Here is a 16,114-nt window from a genome sequence, read left to right as displayed (position 1 = left end):
AAAAAATATGAATGTTTATACTGTACAGGCTTTCAGCATGAGGTCATGCAGATCTGTATTCTTAATAAAAGGCTGTAAAAGTTCATTACCGGGGCCGTAGGCGGCTACTTCAACGTAATCTCCGGAATGATCCATGCTGATCCATCCTACAGCGTTTCTGCTTTTCTGAATTTCTGAATACAGCTTAAAAGGCAGTTTTTTATAATTGTAAAGTCCTTCTTCCTCTTTTTCGAGGCCGTTATAAAAGCTGAGAATATGTTGGGCTTCATTATCATTCAGGATTATTTTATTTCCTTCATAAATCCAGTCTTTTACCGTCTTCAAAGAATATTCTTTGTGAATATTGTTAAGAATATATTCATTGGTATACCGGTAATCTGCAATACTGTTGAAATTTTTTGTAGCATCATTTCCATAAATTGTTCCAGGATTGGCATTTCCATGGTCTGTGGTGATGATCACTAAAGTATTTCCGTCTTTTTCTGCAAAATCCATTACCGTTTTGATCGCATCATCAAATGCCAGCTGATCATGAATGAGTGCCGCCACATCGTTGGCATGGGCGGACCAGTCTACTTTTCCGGCTTCTATCTGAAGAACAAAGCCTTCAGGATGATCTTTCATCTGATTGATGGCAGTATTTGCCATTTCAGCAAGAGTCGGAGTATTTTTCAGATCAGGGAGATGATATCTGTCAATACTATAAGGCAGTGCTCCTGTACTGAATATTCCTAACAGTTTTTCTCCTTTCCTGATATTTTTCAGATCAGCTTGTGTTTTCAGGATTCTGTATCCTTTTTGAAGATAGACGGAATAAAGATCTTTTTTATCTTCTCTTTTGGCGGGATTGAAAAACTCGTCTCCGCCGCCTAAAATTACATCCAGCTCCAGATCAGCATACATTTCAGCAATTTGAGGTTCAGCATTTCTTTTCGAAGAATTGACACAGAATCCTGCAGGAGTGGCATGAGTAATGGTAACCGTAGTTACACATCCTGCTTTTTTTCCTGCTTTTTTATACTTCTGCCATATAGGAAGATGTCTTTCTCCGTTAGGACCCACATTAAGAGTCCCGTTTTTTACTCTTATCCCACCTCCGAATGCCGAACTGGCGGCGGCAGAATCTGTTACAACAGAACTTGCCGAAGCCGTATCCATTAAAGCGCGGCTTACCTTTCTGTCATGATACAAATTTAGCCAGCTGCTCCCCTTTCCTAAAATATTCCGTGAATACAGATCAGCCATTGAAAGTGTTCCAAGGCTCATTCCGTCACTTACCATGAAGATGATATTCCTGGCTTTTCCTTTCTGATGGAGTTCACTATTTTTCCCGAAGCTCCAGAGATCGGATGGTGATAAGGTCAACAGCCCTGAAAGTAATGCTGAGCCTTTTATAAATTTTCTTCTGTCCATATTGTTTTCAAAATAAGGCTGAAAGGTATTGTATTTTAATTTTTATTGAAACTTAGTTGCATTAATTTAAGGTTAAATTTAAATATGCTCCGGGAAAGGATCTTCAAAAGGTGTTTTTTGATCAAACAGTTCCTTTTCTGAATCATCAATAAGACAGTATTGAAGGTCTGAAAGCATTTGATCTTTATCTAAATTCTGTCCGATAAACACAAGCTCATTGATTCTGTCACCCCATGTTTTGTCCCATCTGCTTTCTATAAATGCCTGGTTTTCTACAAATGAAGGATATTGAACGCGATGATTCAGAGGCATGCTGCACCACCATACTCCTGCTTTTTCAAGCCTGAAAGAACCTCCTGCCTGAGAAAAATTCAATGCATCACCAGGCCTTGAAGCCAGCCAGAACAATCCTTTAGCCCTGATGGCTCCTTCCGGATAATGATGATTCAGAAATTCCCAAAGCCTCATGGGATGAAATGGCTTTTTATCCCTGAAAACCATTGAACTTATACCGTATTCTTCCGTTTCCGGAGTATGATGATCAGACTGTAATTCTTTTTGCCAGCCTGCTGAAGCCTGTGCCTGATCAAAATCAAAAAGCTTTGTATTTAAAATCTTTTGAGGGTCAATTTTTCCGAACTCTGAATGCAGCAGAACCGCCTCCGGGTTCAGTTTCTTTATCGCTGCAGTTAAAAACCCCAGTGTTTCAGTATCTATAAGATCTGTCTTGTTCAGAACAATTACATTGGCAAATTCGATCTGATCGGTCAGCAGATTTACAATGGTTCTGTAATCTCCTTCCATATCCGTAAGATGGCGGTCCACCAGCAGTTCACCGGAACCAAAATCTTTTATAAAATTAAAACAGTCTACCACCGTTACCATTGTATCTACGTAACTGAAGCGGGAAAGATCTATTCCGCTTTCCTCGTCAATATAAGTAAAGGTTTGAGCCACAGGAATCGGTTCGCTGATTCCTGTACTTTCTATAAGCAGATAATCGAAGCGGTTTTCGTTTGCCAGTCGTTCCACTTCCACCATGAGATCTTCCCGGAGTGTGCAGCAAATACATCCGTTACTCATTTCAACAAGCTTTTCTTCTGTCCTTGAAAGGGTATTCTGATTTTCAACAAGGCGGGCATCAATATTGATTTCGCTCATATCATTTACAATAACCGCTACTTTTAATCCCTCTCTGTTATGCAGGATATGGTTGAGTAAAGTGGTTTTACCAGCTCCCAGAAAACCGCTGAGTACCGTTACAGGAAGTTTCTTTGTCATGTTTTAATGTTTATGATTTTTAAAATTGATAATATGGCCGGTAATGAGGCCGGCAGCCCCCACATAAATCAAAGGAATATGAACTTCAAAAATGAAATCGGTGAGTATAGAAATGAAGATCAGGGTTATGGATATCCAGAACAGAAATTTTAACCAGCGGTTTTCCATTTTCTTTGTTACTCTGAATACTACTGCGGCCCCGATAACAAGGAAGGCCAAATCTATATAAGGATTGTGTGATATTCCCAATGGAACAATCAGCAATAATGGAAATACAATACAATGAATCAGGCATAAAACAGCAGCGGAGATTCCTACAGCATCAAGAATTTTTGATTTCATAATAGTATGGATTAATTTTTCTTATCGTAACTTTGTTGCAAAAGTAGACATAAAAAATTAAATAACGCAACTTTGTTGCATTAAAATATGAAACAGGTTAGAAATACACATGCTAAAACTGAGATTTTGAACCTTATCAATGGTTCAGATGTGGCCCTTACCCATTCTGATATTCAGAAAAAACTGGGAGATCTGTGTAATAGAGTTACTATTTACAGGGTATTGGAAAGACTTGAAAACGAAGGTGCTATACACAAGATCGTCAATATAGACGGTGTGGTGAATTTTGCCAAGTGCAGCGGGAAATGCACCCACGAACAACATTTTCACAATCATGTTCATTTTAATTGTAAAGAATGTCACTCCGTGACGTGTATTGAAAATGCGATTCCGGAAATCAGTTTGCCGGAACACTTTATTGCACAGGAATATAATTTTATCATCAGTGGTATATGCCCGAAATGTGCTGATGCCTAAAAATACAACAGGCAGAAAACAAAACTGCTTTCTGCCTGTTTATTTTTTTTTATAAATTATTATAATGCAGAGATATAGACCTCTATTTTGGTTCCGTCATAATTGAAGGTACCGTCAGAATTTCTTTTGCCTAGCACCCATTTCATATCTACAGGCACATTCCATGCAGAACCTAATGAAAATCCGTTGACAGATCTTATTTCATTTCCTTTTCCCGTGGTAATGGCGGAATGAAAGAAGGTCTTATCAATAAGCCTGTAGAAACCAATAGCTTTTCCTGCCGGAATGGGAGTGTATCCGTCCCATTTTTCTCCTGCCGGATAATTGAATAATGTTAACCACTTTTGTCCTGCAGATTCCGCAAGCTGGCCAGGACTTATTCCGGCACCGCGCATATACAGTGCATAAGCTACTACATCATGACAAACTCCATTATTGTATTTGGAAATATTTTCCTCCCCCGAGAGAATGGCATGAGCAACAGGTGCCCTTTCTGATTTGGATAGCTGAGCCTTTCTGGCTCCTTCCGGTGTAATAAATGACATAGTGTAATATTTTGTTTGGTGAGGTAAAGATACAGCTTTAAAATTTAATCACGATTGCAGGAAATTTAGGATGTTATTTACTTCGGCTTTAGCCCGCCTCTCCTCATAAAATTAATTACAGCTTTTCTAACAATAGAACATACACTCGTAGCTGAAAAGCTTTCCGTCTTTAAACGTAAAAATAAAAAGTCCGGCATCTCCATTCTGGATATAATACTGGTGCGGGGAAGCAATCCAGCGTGAAGAGAGTAAATCGCCGAAACGCATCACAAAGTTCTTTTCCTCATAATGGGAATCCATGCGTTCATTTCCTAAAACTACCGCTTCCCCATTGCTGAAGGACATTTTATAAATACTTCCGGAAACTTTTCCTTCATATTCTTCAAAAGCTATAATCATGTCAGAACTTTTATAGAAATATTGAGGTTCCCAGCCGCACTCAGGGGTGTTGGGAATATCTTTTACTTTCTGCATCTCCAGCTGTTTTGCCTGGAGATCTGTAATTTTCCCGTCAAAAAGTGGTGTATTCTTCCATAAAAAATGCATGTTTAATGCTTTCAGCTTCTTTTCGTAGACTTCTGTTTCAGGCTTTTTTGCCAATTGCTCTGCCAGAATAAGTTCAAAATCAATATCTACTTTTGGGTTTTCTATGCCTGCCTGGGTGTAAGATTCTTTCCAGTACTGTAATGCCTGTTTAAGGTTTTTATCCTCAGTCCATGCCATTTCACGTAATCTTCCTGCCTGAGCCAGTTCTTTTTCCTTGTTTTTACCCTTCACGGACAGATATTCTTTCAGAACTTTATCATAAGTGAGTTCGTTTCCTAGATACTTCATTTGAATATACTCGGGATTTTCGTGGAAATGATCACCCACATATACCCAGCCATCCTGATATAAAGGAACATAATCAATACAGACCATTTCATTTAGGGCTGCTCTTCTCGTTGCTGAGCTTTCTGTAGTGGGAGCCTTTCTAACACGGAGTTCAGATACCTGCACATAAAAATGCGGGCATTGATACCCCTGTGATCCTCTGTAGAAATACTGTTCGGGCTCACCAGCAGACTTCTTACCCCGCATGGATTTCTGGAGCGGCTGGCGGTCTATAAAACCAATATCTCCATTGCTGACCTGTACTTTGTATTGGGTTTGGGTAGAATCTAAAATATAAACGGGAGCTTCCGTGGAAAATATTCCCATAATATCTTTATTTTTTCCGTTTTCGCGATAAAGATGTCCCCATTCTGAGGTGTAAACCGGTTGAGCTCCGGCACTTTGAGCCTGGATATTGTAAAAAAAGCACTGGAAAATGCCAGATGCCAATAGTATCTTGTTCAGCATATTGTATTGGGTGGCTGTAAAATATTTATATTTTTTAGCAGTTAGGTTTATTAGTTATCTCTTCAAAAATAATCAAAAATAAGAGTTGGTCCTAAAGTTATTGTTATTCAGAATGGGTATAAATTCCATCCTAATCAACTGCTTCCGTTGGGTAGCGTAAATAAAAATACTATTTTTATCGCCCAAAAAAGTAAAGATTCAATATGCCAACTGATGCTTCTCATAAGCTGATTCCTATGACAACTTTCGTGCTGGAATATTATTCGCATGAAGGATATGCCGATCTTCAGATTCTGAATCTGATGAACAATTATGCCAATTTTTTAAAGAAGCGTTTGACTCTTGGAATGTTTGTTCCCGTGGATAAAAAAGGAAATATCCTGAAAGAACCCAAAAACTATTCTGAATGGAAATCCCTGGATCATAATAACGGAAAAAGAACCGATACTACTGGTTTTGAAGAATATGCCGAATATCAGAAAGCGGAGCAGAACTGTATATTTGAAGCATTCAAAGTAGATTACAACGGATATTCAAAAGTGAGAATTGTTACTGAATATGACCCCTCAATTGAATTGTCTTTTAATAAAAATGATCTGATCCCTTCAGGATTTAATGATGTAGAATCACTTACTGTTTTTGATGATATTTTTTTAACATCCAGTGCATTAAAAGCAATAGGAATCCTCAGGTAAAATGGGATTTAAATTACTGTTTTTCCTACAGATTTCTTTTTAAATTCTGAAGGAGACATTTCTTTATAGGCCCTGAATATTTTATTAAAATGACTCGCATCATTAAAGCCCAGCTTATCTGCAATCTCACTGATGTTGTAATGACTTTGGAGTAAAAGTTTTTCTGCTGTTTTTATTTTCTGCTGCATAACATGCTGCTGTACAGAGAAGCCTGTTTGCTTTTTGGTATACATACTGATATAATTGGGTGAAAGCATAAATTCTTTGGCAAGATTTTCAATTTTCATTTTATCTGCATCCAAAGCATTGACATTAATATAATACAGGATTCTCTCTATTCTGCTTGCATTTTGTACAATCCACTTTTTGGTGCTGGCATTCATGATGTTTCGGATCATGATGGTCATAATCCCTGAGAAAATATCGGTGGTAATTTCTTTATTATACGTGTTCTTGTGACTGAATTCGTACAGAAGAATCCGGGCAAGCTGTAACAGGTGTTCCCTATCTGTTTTATTTTTAATCACTGATTCACAGACGAAAGAATGATCTTCCATCAGCAGCTGAATTACTTTTTTGAGCTCATTCTTTTTATTAGACAAAAGATTTTCCCAGATATACTGCTCCGTAAATTTAATATAAATGAATTTTGTTTTGCTTTTAATAGAAAATTCATGACCGTCGCTGGGTCTCAGGAAAAAAATATCTCCTTTTTTGTAAGGAAAAGTAATACTGTTGAGATGATGAAACCCTTTTCCATTTTCGATAATCACCAGCTCATAAAAGTTATGATTGTGATATTCTATATCCCAGGTTTCCTTTTCAACAGTGAAAACATTAAAAGAATTGAAATTGACAATTCGCTTCATAAAAAGAATGGATTTTTACAAATTTACCATTAATTTTTACAATAAATTATGTTGGTTTATTGATGAACTTTGTCCTGTCAATATATTCAAAATGAAACACATAAAACAATCCGTACTGCTGGTTGCTTCAGCAATCGTTTTAATGTCCTTTTCTGATCTTCACAACGGTGATAAAACAGATAAAAAGCAGCAGCATACACCACAGGTCTCAACTAAAAAGTACTGGCCTAATGGAGCTCAATTGGTTATTTCCGTGTCAATGCAGTTTGAAACAGGAGGCCAGCCGGAAGGTGCAGAAAGCCCTTTCAGCGGAACTCCCCTCCCTGCAGGACACCCCGATCTTCCGGCAGAAAGCTGGTATCGCTATGGAGCGAATGAAGGCATTTACCGTATGCTGGATTTATGGAAAAAATATAATATTAAAGTAACATCCCACGTAGTAGGAACAGCTGCCGAAAGGTATCCTGAAGTGGCCAAAGCCATAGCCAACGGAGGGCATGAAATTGCAGCCCATGGTATTGCCTGGGACCATCAGTGGAATAAAAATTATACTGATGAGCTGAATTTTGTGAAAGAAGGTGTAGACGTTGTTGAAAAGATTACAGGTCAGAAAGCTGTAGGTTATAACGCCAACTGGCTCAGAAGAAGTCCGAATACCCTTCAGGTATTACAGGAACTTGGGTTTCTGTATCATATCGATGACTTAAGCCATGATGAGCCTTTCATTACCAAAGTAAACGGGAAAAAATTGGTTGTCATTCCTTATACCTTGCGTAATAATGACATTGTCAATATTGAAGGGAAACACTGGAGCCCTGATCAGTTTCTGGCACAGCTGAAATTTGAATTTGACCAACTGTATGAGGAAGGAGCATCAAAGAGAAGAATGATGAGCATCAGTTTTCATGACAGAATTGGCGGAACTCCTGCCATGGTACATGCAATGGAGAAGTTTATTAAGTATGTCAAAGCAAAGCAGGGTGTCGCTTTTATGAGAAAAGATGACATTGCTAAAATGATAATGAATGATCCCAATACTCCTGTTGACAACAGTGAAGAAAAATATAATAATAAGTAATGAAAACGGAGGCTTGATATGTGGTTACAAAGTACTTTTATAAACTATATAACCCACAGCTTATGCTTCTGTCCTCCATCCAAAAACATCTCTATGAATACAAAAAATACAAAAACAGCCTATTTTTTCCTTCGTGTATCTATGGGAATCAATTTCCTGGGACACGGTTTGGTTCGTCTCGTTAAACTGCAGGACTTTGCATCGGGAATGATGAAAGGTTTTGAAACAAGCTGGCTTCCCCAGCCATTGGTACATCTCTTTGGAGTCACCCTTCCCTTTCTGGAATTTTTTATCGGATTACTGTTGACCATTGGTTGTAAAACCCGTATTGCTGCAATAGCCGGAAGTTCTCTGATTATCCTGTTGCTTTTTGGAAGCAGCACTGTAGAAAACTGGGAAGCAATGGGCATTCAGATGATCTACGCAGGATTATTTTATATTCTGATCAGTAGAATGAATGACAATTATCTGGCTTTGGACAGAAAATCATAAAAGAACATTGTAAGAACCGGGAAAGTAAAGAAAGCGAAAAAGAACTCTGATATTTTCGTATTGTGATCTTTATTTTTCCGGTTTTTCCCGTTATCTGAGATTATGTTACATCTTTCATAGATTCAGCTACCCTGTTTTTATAATTATGCCCGAATTTTGCATCATCAATAAAAGCAACTGAAAATATTCTGTTTATTTTCAATGCAATACATCACCTTAAAATAGAAAAAAGATGCAAACTATACTGGGAGCCAATGGACAGATTGGCGAAGAACTGGCAAGAGAACTGAAGAGAAATTATACTTCGGACATCCGTATTGTCAGTAGAAATGCCAAAAAAGTGAATGATACGGACACTATTTTTTCCGCAGATCTATCAGACAGAAAAAAGGCGGTTGAAGCAGTAAAAGGAAGCGAAATTGCTTACTTTACCCTGGGTCTTCCTATGGATACGGAGCTTTGGGAGAAACAGTTTCTGAACATCATGAAAAATGTTATTGAAGCCTGTAAAATAAATAGTACCAAGCTGGTGTTTTTTGATAATACCTATATGTATCCTCAAAGTAATGAGGTTTTAACAGAAGAAACCCGATTTGATCCTGTGGGAAGAAAAGGAAGAGTAAGAAAGCAAATGACAGAAATGCTTTTAAAAGAGATGGAGGCCGGAACAATAGAAGCTGTTATTTGCAGAGCACCGGAATTTTATGGTCCCGGAAAAACACAGAGCATTACGAATAGTTTTATTTTCAGTGCCATTAAAGAAGGTAAGAAACTGAAAGTCCCATTGAGAGATGATAAGCTGCGAAGCCTTATCTGGACACCTGATGCCAGCCGGGCAACCGCTTTAATCGGAAATACTCCCGATGCTTACGGGCAGACATGGCATTTACCGGTAGATGATCATCAACTGAATTATAAAGAATTTATAGCACTGGCTTCTCAGATGTATGGAAGAGAATTCAGGTATTCAGTTATTCCGAAAATTGCTTTTACAATAGGATCTTTATTCAATAAAAATGCAAAAGAATTATTGGAACTGCTTCCAAGATATCAGTATGATAATCTGTTTGACGATTCAAAATTCAGAAAAAGATTTCCCGGATTTACGGTAACTCCATACAGACAGGGAATTGAACAGATCAAAAAAGAACAGCCTGCAGAAGGATAATCCTGCTGAAATAACTAACTTAGAGACAGAAACATCCAGACGAAAGTCTTTAAAATCCTACTCCTGCTGAAGGGATGAAAAATCAAAGAATTTTGACGGGGTGGTAAAAAAAGATAGACAATGAAGGCTCCTGAAAAAATAACCTCCATCACCGCATTACACCAATACCTAAAGCTGAAAAAGCCTTCCCATCCATTGGTGAGCGTGTTTGATTTTAATCAAGTACATGTAGATCCGGAAACCATTCTGAGTGCGGTAACCACAGATTTCTATGTCATTTCCCTTAAAAAAGACTGTGCAGGAAGATGCAGATACGGACAGCATTATTATGATTTTGAGGATGGAATCATGTATTTTATTGCTCCCCATCAGGTTCTTCATTTTGAAGACATTCTGCTCTCTGAGGTGAAAGGAAATGTACTTGTTATTCATCCTGATTTTCTGCACGGATATCCTTTAGCCCGCACCATAAAAGATTATGGCTATTTCTCCTATATGGCTAATGAAGCCCTGTATCTCTCAGAAAAAGAGGAAAAATCTGTAACGGACATCATAAATAATATCAGCAGAGAGATAGAAACCAATATGGATGGTTTTACCCAGGATTTATTGGTCTCCAACATAGATTTGCTCCTAAAATATTGTGACAGATTCTACAACCGCCAGTTTTTAACCCGGAAAAAAGCGAATCATGATCTTTTAACCCAGCTTGAAGCTTTACTTGATGATTATTTTAAAAATGAAAAACTGCTGATTAACGGCATTCCAACAGTACAGTTAGTGGCTGCACAGATGCATATAAGTCCTAATTATCTGAGTGATATGCTGAGAGTGCATACCGGGCAGACAACACAGCAGCATATTCAGAACAGAGTGATTGAAAAAGCAAAGGAGATGCTGTCTACCACCGGAATGTCTGTTTCTGAGATTGCTTACCGTTTAGGATTTGAACATCCTCAGTCTTTTCACCGTTTATTTAAAAACCAAACTACAGTTTCTCCACTGGAATTCAGAAAATCTTTTAATTAATGATCCCGCGATGAAAAATATCTTATTAATTGTAACAAACGTAGATCAATATGCCAGCGGCCATCTTAAAACCGGAGTATGGCTGAGCGAACTTACCCATATTTACGAATCAGCAAAAACAAAAGGATGGGCAATTACCATAGCTTCTCCTAAAGGAGGAAATGCTCCTGTTGATCCGGAAAGCCTGAAACCACTCGTACTTGATACGATTTCAAAAAAATATTATGAAAATCCGGAATTTATGAACGAACTGGCTCATACAAGAAGTCTTGATGAGATAAAGGATAAATCTTTCGACTGTATTTATCTTACAGGAGGGCACGGAACGATGTATGACTTTCCTGACAATGTAACTTTACAGGAAATCCTCAGAAATCACTACGAAAATAATAAAGTGGTAGCTGCAATCTGTCACGGTGTCGGAGGCTTACTGAATGTACGGCTTTCAGACGGAGAGTATATGATTAAAGGCCGGAATATCACTGGATTTGACTGGTTTGAAGAAACATTAGCCAGAAGAAAAAATGAAGTGCCCTTTAATCTTGAAGCAGCTCTTAAGGAGCGTGGTGTACACTACAAAAAAGCACTGATTCCTATGACCTCCAATGTGGTGGCTGATGGCAGTCTCATTACAGGACAAAACCCTTTCAGCTCTAAAGAAATGGCTAAAGCAGTTGTTTCTGAGTTGGAGAAATAGAGATTCAGTTTGCGTTGATTGAGTAAAGGAACATTAATATCTTAAAGTATTAAAATAAAAAACGCAAAGTTTTAATGGTTTCAGATTTTTACTGAAAATGAGTAATGACATTGTCAATAGACGGCATCATTGATTTTCCCCTTTGATCCTCAAACTCAGGTAAAACATTAAAATCTTTGCGTTTAATTAAAACACACCTTTTTCCGAAGGTTTATGATAAAATTGATTTTGTTATGGTAACAAGACTCATCAGGATCACCACTATTCCTACTGCCACAAACATTTTCTTTGTCGGAAGTTTGGAAGTAAGCATAGCAGAAAACGGCGCTGTGAAAACACCACCCAGCAAAAGTCCTAAAACAATATTCCAGTGATGAATGCCAATTGTAATAATAAATGTAACAGCACTTGTGATGGTCAGTAAAAATTTGGCAACGGTAGAACTTCCTACTACATAACGGGGAATTCTGCCCTCCTTAATCAGTGTTCCGGTTACCAGTGGACCCCATCCGCCTCCTGCAAAAGAATCAATAAAACCTCCTGCCAATCCTAATACCCTGAGATTGGTTCTTCGTTTGGTTTTAACTCGTCCTGATTTTTTATCTTTGAAGGCGTTTCTCAAGATATTAATCCCAAGATATAACGTGTAGCAGGCAATAATGGGCTTAACAATATGAGCGTAATGTTCGCCATAATGAGACAAAGTCAAAGCCCCGATTACAGAACCTACAACAGCCAGCGGGAATAATACCCATACCATTTTTTTGTTGACATTTCCCAGTTTGTAATGACTGAAGCTTCCAGCTGCCGTGGTAAAAGATTCTGCAGAGTGAATACTTGCACTTACAACGGGAGGCGGCACATTCAACAGTAAAAGAATAGTAGTACAGATCACACCATAGCCCATGCCCATAGATCCCGCGACAATTTCTGCCATAAAACCGGCAAACAGCATCCAATAAAAAATATGTCCGTCCTTATTTAAAAAATACTGAATATCACCGGCAAGATTAAACTGGTATACCACAAGTCCGAATAACCCCAAAAGAAGCAATACTCCTATAATGGCAAGGTAAATATTGGCTTTTCTCTGTGCGGTTTTGGTTATATTAATCAGCTTTTCAATTTCTCTATCAGGTTTTGAGGAAGCCTCTCCGTCAGACAGATATGCTGTCGTGATTTTGTTAAGTTCTTTTACTTTATAATTAAAATCCCCTGTCAGCTGATTTCTTATATGCTGCATATTATCCAGGACGTGATCCATTTCATCAGGAATCACTTCTGTAAAGGTTTCCCGTAATCTTTTAGCAATGGTAGGAGATTTTCCATTGGTGGAAATCGCAATTTTAAGACTTCCTTTTCTGACAATGGAACCTAAATAAAAATCGCACAAATCCGGCTTGTCTGCAATATTGACCAGTACATTTTTTTTCTGGGCCTTTTCTCTGATTTCCCCTGCTAATTGAATATCATTGACCGCAATAATAGCAAGATCGGCACCATTAAAATCATGATCATCATATGCTCTTTCATGTAAGATTATATTAGAAAATTGATGTTGTAAGGTTCTCACTTCGGGAATAATCTCTTTTGCTACCAGTTTAATAGAAGTTTCCGGTGAATTGCCCAGTACAGATTCCAGTTTTTCGAGAGCAACCTTGCCGCCGCCAATGATGAGCAGGGAAAGATTTTCAAGTTTTAAAAATATGGGATATAATGAATTGCTCATGCTGATTACAGTTTTAAGTCATAAGTAAAAGCGAGATAATATAGCCCTCCGATTTCAGGACCCGCTGCATACTGGTAATAACGTCTGTTCAGAAGATTGGTAGCCCCTATTTTAATGTTTGCACGAATTTCCGGAAGCTTCCAGGTGGCCTGAGCATCAAGGGTGTAGTATGCAGGAATTGCTCCGGATGCTAAAGGACTTTCCCACATAAAACCGCTCTGCCATCTTGCCACAAGGGTAAATCCTATATTTTTAACAATCTCCCTGTTTCCTACACTTACATTCACCATCCATTTCGGGGTATTGAAAGCGGTGATAAATAAATCTGAAGCATTGTTAGAGGCAAGATTATTATAAGAAACATTCGTATTTACATTATAGTTTCCTGTGATATTATAACGGATTCCTAAAGAGGTTCCATAGCTTTTGTAGGTACTGTTGCTGTTGGTATACACCCTGTATCGGTCCTGTTTGCTTCTGTCAAGCATTGCAAGTACAGCAGCATTGCTTCCTACCTGACTGTTTTTTGGAACAGCCACTTCTACCTGTCCAAGAAATCCTTCATAAATGTTGTAATAGAAATCCCAGTCAAGCACCAGCTTATTATTGAAAAAAGTTGACTTATACCCTACTTCAAATGAATTGATTTTTTCCGGCTGTAATTTCTGCAGACTGGCTACGGTTAAAAGCTGCTTGTTATCCTGAGCGGCCTGAGCCTGGGTTTTTCCCGCATCTATATCTTTGTTCACTGCTGAGGTAAACTGATCAATGGAAGCCAGCGTATAGGAATTTTCCAGATAGCCCAATCCGTCATTTACTTTGGAAAGGCCGCCTACCCTTCTTACATTTCCGTTATTTACAAATGATAAAGCTTCAAACAGTGATGGAAAACGGTAGCCGTTCTGGAATGAAGCTCTGAAATTATGTTCTTTAACCGGAGAATAAACCACACTGATTCTCGGGTTCAGTTTCGCTTCAAATTCCGGATTTCTGTCGATACGTAAAGCAGCATTGATTTTTAATTTATCATCAAAGAAAAGCTTGGTAATCTGTGCAAAAGCACCATATTTCTGATAAATAACATCTTTTCCAAAGGTACCGTTGGCTAAAGGAATATTTCTCTCATTAACAGGACGGTTAAAGTCAACAAAATTGTTCCCATCCGGAGTAATACTGTACAAACGGTAATCTACGCCTGCAAGAAGATTGAAGATTTTCACAAATCTGCTGAAATCATAAGTAAGTTCCCCCTGATAAAAGCGGGATTTCTGCTCAAGTTTTGCTCCTCCCGTTGACGGAGCCCCTGCTACCCCTCCATTCGCGGAATCCCAGTTATTGATTCCGATAATGGTATTTTTGAGCTGCTCAAAGGCTTGCGTTCCCGGTACAGCTCTGTTCTTATCTGCTTCCTGACGGGCTAAGATGAATGCGTCGTTAAGATTGGCACCTGCATTCAGGTTGTTCTGAAGGGCGGTCTGGAATATATTTTTCCAGTTGGTATTGGAAAGATTGGTGAGATCAAGGTTATCTGCCAAAGGTTTAAGATTGTAGGAATCTCCCGTGTTTTCTATAGATACATACGCTCTGAAAGTCAGTTCTTTTCCCGTCAGCTCTATCTTGTGGTTTTGAACAGTAGCGTTCTGCAGACGGATTTTATTTCCTCTTTGAAAAGTTCCGTCCAGTAAGCCGTAACGATACACATAAGAAGTTCTCCACTGATCTCCGAAACGGTAGTATAATCCAGCATCAAACTTAATATTTTTCACATCCGGACTTACCAGGTCTTTCTCCAGATAGCCTGTTCTTGAAACGTTGAATGTAGTAGGTTTCCCATTGTAATCCACTTTTACAGCGACACGGTTGTTTCTTTCGTCACCGTATTTATTCCAAAGGTCTTCTGCCGGATTATTGGCCAGTGCAAAATTAGGATTGGCTGTAACAAGCGATCCTGAATTCTGATCCGTCAGGTTATTGGAAATCCAGTCTGTACCGCTGAAATAAGAGGCATTGACTTTCACTGCAAAGTTTTTATTGATCACCTTCGCAAAACGGATAGCACTTTCTCCCAGAGAACTTATTTTGTGGTTAACATTGTCTACATGATTCACTCCACCTCTGAAATAAACACTTATTCCTTCAGAGGTAAACGGATCTTTGGTCTGTAAGCTTGCCAGTCCGTTGATGGCATTCATTCCGTACAGGGCTGAAGCGGCTCCCGGAGTGACTTCCATAGATTGGATATCCAGCTCAGTAGGTCCTATGGCATTTCCAAGAGGTACTCCCAACGTTGCCGACTGTACATCTACTCCGTCTACCAATTGCATAAAACGGAAGTTATTAGGCGAATTAAATCCCCTCGAATTAGGAATTTTCAACGTAAGACTTGAGGTCAAAAGCTGTAATCCTTTTACATTTTCAAGTGTTTCATAGAAGGATGCTGCTGGACTTTCTCTGATGGTTTTAATGTCAATTTTTTCGATGGCTATCGGCGATCTTAATATCTTTTCCGGAACTCTGGAGGCCGAAATTACCACATCGTCTATGATCGTGTTCTGAGGGTTCAGTCCTACGGTTATTTTGTTAGACGGTGAAAGGATTTCTACCGTCTGACTGGTGAAACCATCTTTCTGAATGACTACCCGGAACGGAATGGTAACTCTGGTTCTGAGCTTAAAATTACCGGACTGATCCGTTAATGCAGTATCCTGAGTGTTTTCAATCTGTACTTTTACGGAGTCCAGGCCTTTGCGTGTACCTGTATTTTTGATGCTTCCGCTGAGCTCTATAAGCTGCTGCTGGGCTTCTGCCAGGTTAAAAAATAGAAATGTGAATGCGATAATACCCGCTTTTGGCAGAAAATTTCCCTGCTTTTTGTTTTTCATTTTGCTTCATTTTTTAGGTTGAGAATGAAGCTGTCTGAATTTTTTACTTCTATGATGAAAGTCTTCTATATTAGTT

General features: G+C 38.6%; 15 protein-coding genes. 7 read left to right on the top strand and 8 right to left on the bottom strand.

The annotated features are described in order from the left end of the window. Positions 1-15: 15 nt before the first annotated feature. The 3 genes from BLW74_RS09495 to BLW74_RS09485 form a co-directional block, all read right to left on the bottom strand. A complete protein-coding gene (locus BLW74_RS09495) occupies positions 16-1,413 on the bottom strand; it encodes an alkaline phosphatase (RefSeq protein ID WP_089692183.1) in 1,398 nt (465 codons plus the stop codon). 78 nt (positions 1,414-1,491) lie between these two features. Further along, entirely contained in the window at positions 1,492-2,694 is a 1,203-nt protein-coding gene (locus BLW74_RS09490; RefSeq protein ID WP_089692182.1) for a GTP-binding protein, read from the bottom strand. A gap of 3 nt (positions 2,695-2,697) precedes the next feature. Next, positions 2,698-3,036 (bottom strand): MerC domain-containing protein, encoded by a 339-nt coding sequence (locus BLW74_RS09485; protein WP_089692181.1) that lies wholly within the window; start codon positions 3,034-3,036, stop codon positions 2,698-2,700. An 87-nt stretch (positions 3,037-3,123) separates the two neighbouring features. Here BLW74_RS09485 and BLW74_RS09480 point away from each other — a divergent pair, with 87 nt between their 5' ends. Beyond that, positions 3,124-3,513, top strand: a complete 390-nt coding sequence (locus BLW74_RS09480; protein WP_002979333.1) for a Fur family transcriptional regulator — start codon at positions 3,124-3,126, stop codon at positions 3,511-3,513. 59 nt (positions 3,514-3,572) lie between these two features. On the opposite strand, the gene BLW74_RS09475 is transcribed toward BLW74_RS09480, so the two are convergent. Beyond that, on the bottom strand, positions 3,573-4,058 hold the full coding sequence (locus BLW74_RS09475; RefSeq protein ID WP_089692180.1) for a hypothetical protein: 486 nt from the start codon (positions 4,056-4,058) through the stop codon (positions 3,573-3,575). Between the two features lie 126 nt (positions 4,059-4,184). After that, positions 4,185-5,399 (bottom strand): SH3 domain-containing protein, encoded by a 1,215-nt coding sequence (locus BLW74_RS09470; RefSeq protein ID WP_089692179.1) that lies wholly within the window; start codon positions 5,397-5,399, stop codon positions 4,185-4,187. Between the two features lie 203 nt (positions 5,400-5,602). Here BLW74_RS09470 and BLW74_RS09465 point away from each other — a divergent pair, with 203 nt between their 5' ends. Further along, entirely contained in the window at positions 5,603-6,094 is a 492-nt protein-coding gene (locus BLW74_RS09465; protein WP_089692178.1) for a hypothetical protein, read from the top strand. An 8-nt stretch (positions 6,095-6,102) separates the two neighbouring features. Here BLW74_RS09465 and BLW74_RS09460 read toward each other — a convergent pair whose 3' ends face one another. After that, positions 6,103-6,963: an AraC family transcriptional regulator gene (locus tag BLW74_RS09460; RefSeq protein ID WP_089692177.1), complete on the bottom strand. Its 861-nt coding sequence runs from the start codon at positions 6,961-6,963 to the stop codon at positions 6,103-6,105. 91 nt (positions 6,964-7,054) lie between these two features. Between BLW74_RS09460 and BLW74_RS09455 the strand changes: the two genes are divergently transcribed. The 5 genes from BLW74_RS09455 (at position 7,055) to BLW74_RS09435 (ending at position 11,427) form a co-directional block, all read left to right on the top strand. Beyond that, positions 7,055-8,041: a polysaccharide deacetylase family protein gene (locus tag BLW74_RS09455; protein ID WP_089692599.1), complete on the top strand. Its 987-nt coding sequence runs from the start codon at positions 7,055-7,057 to the stop codon at positions 8,039-8,041. Between the two features lie 93 nt (positions 8,042-8,134). Beyond that, a complete protein-coding gene (locus tag BLW74_RS09450; protein ID WP_167358406.1) occupies positions 8,135-8,533 on the top strand; it encodes a DoxX family protein in 399 nt (132 codons plus the stop codon). Between the two features lie 232 nt (positions 8,534-8,765). After that, a complete protein-coding gene (locus tag BLW74_RS09445) occupies positions 8,766-9,701 on the top strand; it encodes an NAD-dependent epimerase/dehydratase family protein (RefSeq protein ID WP_089692175.1) in 936 nt (311 codons plus the stop codon). A 120-nt stretch (positions 9,702-9,821) separates the two neighbouring features. After that, the gene (locus BLW74_RS09440) at positions 9,822-10,730 is read left to right on the top strand and encodes a helix-turn-helix domain-containing protein (RefSeq protein WP_089692174.1); all 909 of its coding nucleotides are present in this window, start codon (positions 9,822-9,824) and stop codon (positions 10,728-10,730) included. 10 nt (positions 10,731-10,740) lie between these two features. Then, positions 10,741-11,427: a type 1 glutamine amidotransferase domain-containing protein gene (locus BLW74_RS09435; RefSeq protein WP_089692173.1), complete on the top strand. Its 687-nt coding sequence runs from the start codon at positions 10,741-10,743 to the stop codon at positions 11,425-11,427. Positions 11,428-11,638: 211 nt separating this feature from the next. On the opposite strand, the gene BLW74_RS09430 is transcribed toward BLW74_RS09435, so the two are convergent. Both BLW74_RS09430 and BLW74_RS09425 read right to left on the bottom strand, forming a co-directional pair. Continuing rightward, positions 11,639-13,156: a TSUP family transporter gene (locus BLW74_RS09430; protein WP_089692172.1), complete on the bottom strand. Its 1,518-nt coding sequence runs from the start codon at positions 13,154-13,156 to the stop codon at positions 11,639-11,641. Positions 13,157-13,161: 5 nt separating this feature from the next. Further along, positions 13,162-16,038 (bottom strand): TonB-dependent receptor, encoded by a 2,877-nt coding sequence (locus tag BLW74_RS09425; protein ID WP_089692171.1) that lies wholly within the window; start codon positions 16,036-16,038, stop codon positions 13,162-13,164. Positions 16,039-16,114: the final 76 nt, after the last annotated feature.

Source organism: Chryseobacterium culicis (genome assembly GCF_900108365.1).
GTDB classification, from domain to species: Bacteria; Bacteroidota; Bacteroidia; order Flavobacteriales; family Weeksellaceae; genus Chryseobacterium; species Chryseobacterium culicis.
The sequence above is the reverse complement of the archived record's forward strand: the minus strand, read 5'-3'. Positions and strand labels throughout refer to the sequence as shown.

Coding starts and splice junctions, on each gene's coding strand:
- BLW74_RS09495 (WP_089692183.1), bottom strand. CDS start 1,413: ATGGACAGAAGAAAATTTATAAAAGGCTCAGCATTACTTTCAGGGCTG.
- BLW74_RS09490 (WP_089692182.1), bottom strand. CDS start 2,694: ATGACAAAGAAACTTCCTGTAACGGTACTCAGCGGTTTTCTGGGAGCT.
- BLW74_RS09485 (WP_089692181.1), bottom strand. CDS start 3,036: ATGAAATCAAAAATTCTTGATGCTGTAGGAATCTCCGCTGCTGTTTTA.
- BLW74_RS09480 (WP_002979333.1), top strand. CDS start 3,124: ATGAAACAGGTTAGAAATACACATGCTAAAACTGAGATTTTGAACCTT.
- BLW74_RS09475 (WP_089692180.1), bottom strand. CDS start 4,058: ATGTCATTTATTACACCGGAAGGAGCCAGAAAGGCTCAGCTATCCAAA.
- BLW74_RS09470 (WP_089692179.1), bottom strand. CDS start 5,399: ATGCTGAACAAGATACTATTGGCATCTGGCATTTTCCAGTGCTTTTTT.
- BLW74_RS09465 (WP_089692178.1), top strand. CDS start 5,603: ATGCCAACTGATGCTTCTCATAAGCTGATTCCTATGACAACTTTCGTG.
- BLW74_RS09460 (WP_089692177.1), bottom strand. CDS start 6,963: ATGAAGCGAATTGTCAATTTCAATTCTTTTAATGTTTTCACTGTTGAA.
- BLW74_RS09455 (WP_089692599.1), top strand. CDS start 7,055: ATGAAACACATAAAACAATCCGTACTGCTGGTTGCTTCAGCAATCGTT.
- BLW74_RS09450 (WP_167358406.1), top strand. CDS start 8,135: ATGAATACAAAAAATACAAAAACAGCCTATTTTTTCCTTCGTGTATCT.
- BLW74_RS09445 (WP_089692175.1), top strand. CDS start 8,766: ATGCAAACTATACTGGGAGCCAATGGACAGATTGGCGAAGAACTGGCA.
- BLW74_RS09440 (WP_089692174.1), top strand. CDS start 9,822: ATGAAGGCTCCTGAAAAAATAACCTCCATCACCGCATTACACCAATAC.
- BLW74_RS09435 (WP_089692173.1), top strand. CDS start 10,741: ATGAAAAATATCTTATTAATTGTAACAAACGTAGATCAATATGCCAGC.
- BLW74_RS09430 (WP_089692172.1), bottom strand. CDS start 13,156: ATGAGCAATTCATTATATCCCATATTTTTAAAACTTGAAAATCTTTCC.
- BLW74_RS09425 (WP_089692171.1), bottom strand. CDS start 16,038: ATGAAAAACAAAAAGCAGGGAAATTTTCTGCCAAAAGCGGGTATTATC.